This window comes from Burkholderia sp. HAN2018 (assembly GCF_024704855.1).
In the GTDB taxonomy this organism is placed as follows: domain Bacteria; phylum Pseudomonadota; class Gammaproteobacteria; order Burkholderiales; family Burkholderiaceae; genus Burkholderia; species Burkholderia cepacia.
Genome location: NZ_QOBB01000399.1, coordinates 1 through 3476 on the forward strand (window position 1 = coordinate 1; position 3476 = coordinate 3476).

Here is a 3476-nt window from a genome sequence, read left to right on the forward strand (position 1 = left end):
CAGCGGTGCCGCACGCGCCGGGTGAGCCGGTGACGGCGCCCGCGGCGGTTGCAGCGGCGCGGCCCGCGCACGTGCCGCGCGAGCGGCTGTTCTCGGAACTCGTCGATATCTACGCGCAGGCGATGGAATATCCGGCCGAGGTGTTCTCCGAATCGATCGAGCTCGAAGCCGAACTCGGTATCGACTCGGTCAAGCAAACCGAGATCATCCAGCGCATCACGGCTCGCTACGCGTTGCCGCCGCTGCCCGCGAATTTCCGCAGCGGCGACTTCAAGGCGATGGGGCAGATCGTCGATTTCGTCTACGAGAACCAGGGAAAGGCGCACGCCTGACGGCCGTGGGCCGAAACGTTGGTCGGCAGGGGGGGCCCTGCCCGTAATGACAAGTTCTCGATAGGCAGGCGATCCATGTCGAATACCAGCATGCGCGGCAAGCTCGTTCTCGTGACGGGCGGTGCGAAAAACGTGGGCAAGGCAATCTGCAGGCGTTTCGCCGAGCAGGGCGCGCACGTGATCCTGAATTTCTTCCATTCGCTCGACGCGTCGAAGGAGACGGCCGAGGAACTGCGCGCGCTCGGCGCGACCGTCGACGTGATCCGTGCGTCGGTCGCGCAGCAGACGCAGGTCGACCGGATGTTCGACGAGATCGAACGGCGCTACGGCCGCCTCGACGTGCTCGTCAACAATGCGGCGTCCGGCGCGCTGCTCGGCGTTGACGAGATCGGCGCCGAGCATTTCGATCGCGCGCTCGACACCAACCTGAAAGGCGCGTTCTGGTGCGCCCGCCGCGCCGCGGCGCTGATGGCGCGTTCGGGCGGCGGCGCGATCGTCAATGTGTCGTCGGTGGGCGCGACGCTCGTGCCCGCGAACTATCTGGTCGTCGGCACCGCGAAGGCGGCGCTCGAATCGTTGACGCGCTATCTCGCGGTCGAGTACGCGGGGCGCCAGATCCGGGTGAACGGCGCATCGTCGACGCTGATCGACGGCGACGTCGCCGCGCAGTTTCCGGACCCGGAGAACACGAAGCGCTCGAGCATCGCGGCGACGCCGCTGAAGCGGCTCGCGCGCGCGGAGGATCTCGCCGATCTCGTCGTGTTTCTCGCGTCGGATGCCGCACGCTGGATTACCGGGCAGGTGGTCGTCGCGGATGGCGGGTTGTCGCTGTGCAGCGAGGGATTGTCGCCGCGCGCCGAATGGGCGAACGCCGGGCAGGATGCGGGCGCCGCCGCGGCCGTCGCGCAACCGGCCGCGCCGGCCGACGACGCATCGGAGCGCGACGCGCCGGACAGCGACGACATCGCCGTGGTCGGCATGGGTCTCGCATTGCCCGGCGCAAGCGATCCGGACGCATTCTGGCGCGCGCTGCTGGACGGCCCCGAGCTGTTCGGCAACGTGCCGCCGGATCGTTGGGACTACCGGTCGTTCTACTCGCCGGATACGTCGGCGGAAGACAAGAGTTACCAGTCGCGCTCGGTCTTCATCGAACAGTTCGAGCCGTGCTCGACGGTGCGCGCCGAACTCGACGCCGGCACCGCGCCGCGCGAACTCACGACGCTGTGGCTGCGCCACGCACTGTGCCAGGCGCTCGACGGCGTGACGCTGCGCGATGCCGACCGCGTCGCGTTCCTGGTCGGCTACACGGCGGACGGCAGCCAGCATCTCGAGGAAGGCATGGTGCTGGCCGCCGCGCGCGAGCGCCTGAACGCGGTGCTGGCCGACGCAGGCGTCGACGCGGCCGAGCGCGCGCGCCGCGTGGCCGCGATCGATGCGGTGCTGAGCGCGCGTTATGCGCGCGGCGCGGGCGATCTTGCGTCGTTCTTCCCGCATCGGGTCGGCCTGAATGCGATGAAAGGCGTGCTGCCGGACGATGCGGAGTACATGATGGTCGACACCGCGTGTTCGTCGTCGCTGTATTCGATCGATCTCGGGATCAAGGCACTGCTGCTCGGCAAGCAGGACGTGGTTGCGTGCGGCGGCGCGTTCGCGCTCGCACCGCGCGGCTCGATCCTGTTTTCGAAGCTGCACGGGCTGTCGCGCAGCGGCGAGGTGCGGCCGCTCGATCGAAACTGCGACGGCGTGCTGTTCGCGGACGGTGCGGGCGTCGTGATCCTGAAGCGCCTGACGCGTGCGCGCGCGGACGGCGACCGCATTCTCGGCGTGCTGAAGTCGTTCGGCTCGTCGTCGGACGGGAAGGGCAAGGCGATCTACGCGCCGAATTCGGCCGGCCAGCGCATCGCGATCGACCGCGCGTATGCGCGCACCGCGACGGTGCCCGCCGACGTCGACTGGGTCGTGGCGCATGCCACCGGCACGCCGGCCGGCGATCTCGCCGAATTCCAGAGCCTGCGCGATGCGATCCGGCGCGATCGCCCGGTGCAGGTGACCTCCAACAAGTCGCTGGTCGGGCATACCGGCTGGGCGGCCGGCGTCGTATCGGTGATCCAGGTGCTGCTCGGTTTGCGCCATCAGGTGATTCCGCCCCAGCATCGCTTCAGCGAACCGCCGCCGGAATTCGATCTCGACGGCACGAACCTGCGGATCCCGGTGGCGCCGGTCGAATGGCCGGCCCGGCGCGATTCGGCACGCGTCGCGGCGGTGTCCGGGTTCGGCTTCGGCGGCACGAACGGTCACCTGATCGTGTCGGAGTACCGTGCCGATCTGCCGGCCGGCGGCGCGAGCGGCCGCTTCCAGCGCGAACCGCTGGCGATCGTCGGGTGGTCGGCGAAGTTTCCCGGTCTCGACGGCGACGCACAGGTCGAGGCCTGGCTGCGCGGCGAAGGCCGCGCGCCGGACGCGAGCTTCGGGATCGGCTATCCGCTGCCGAGCTTCGCGCGCGTGAAGATGCCGCCGGCCGTGTTGCGCGCGCTCGATCGCTGCCAGCTGATGGCGCTCGATGCCGCGCACGACCTGCGCGAACGTCTCGGCACGTTCTGGCAGGAGCATGCGGACACGATCGGGCTCGTGATGGGGCACATGGGGCCCACGCGCAACGCGGCGCTGTATGCGAGCCGCTGCTATCTCGACGACATCGCGGCGGCGGTGCTCGACGCGACGCGGCCGGACGAGCGCGCGACGACCGAACGCCTGCTGGACGGCCTGCGCGAGGCGACGCAGCGGCTCGTTGCGCCGACCACCGAAAACTCGTTTCCCGGGATGATGCCGAACGTGATCCCGGCGCGCGTCGCGAATTATCACGATCTGCACGGGATGAACATGACGGTGGACGCCGGCCACGCGTCGACGCTCGCCGCGTTCGAGGCCGCCGAGCGTTTCCTGTGCAGCGGCGAGCTCGACATGGCGATCGTCGGCGGGATCAACGGCAACGCCGCGGAGGAGGTGGGTCCGGCATTCGGGCTGCCGCTCGCGGAGGGCATCGTGCTGTTCGCGGTGACGACCGTGCGGCACGCGCAGGCCGAAGGGCTGCCGGTGCTCGCGGTGGTCGGCGGCGGCGACGCGCGGGCCGCGGTCGAGCCGGCC

The 3476-nt window shown here is 69.9% G+C and carries 2 protein-coding genes; both read left to right on the forward strand.

Features of this window, described 5'->3' with window-relative positions:
• A partial coding sequence (locus DPV74_RS40045) for an acyl carrier protein (RefSeq protein ID WP_240440107.1) occupies positions 1–332 on the forward strand: 332 nt, incomplete at its 5' end.
• Positions 333–407: 75 nt separating this feature from the next.
• The coding region (locus DPV74_RS40050; protein ID WP_119339196.1) for an SDR family oxidoreductase at positions 408–3476 on the forward strand (3069 nt) is incomplete at its 3' end.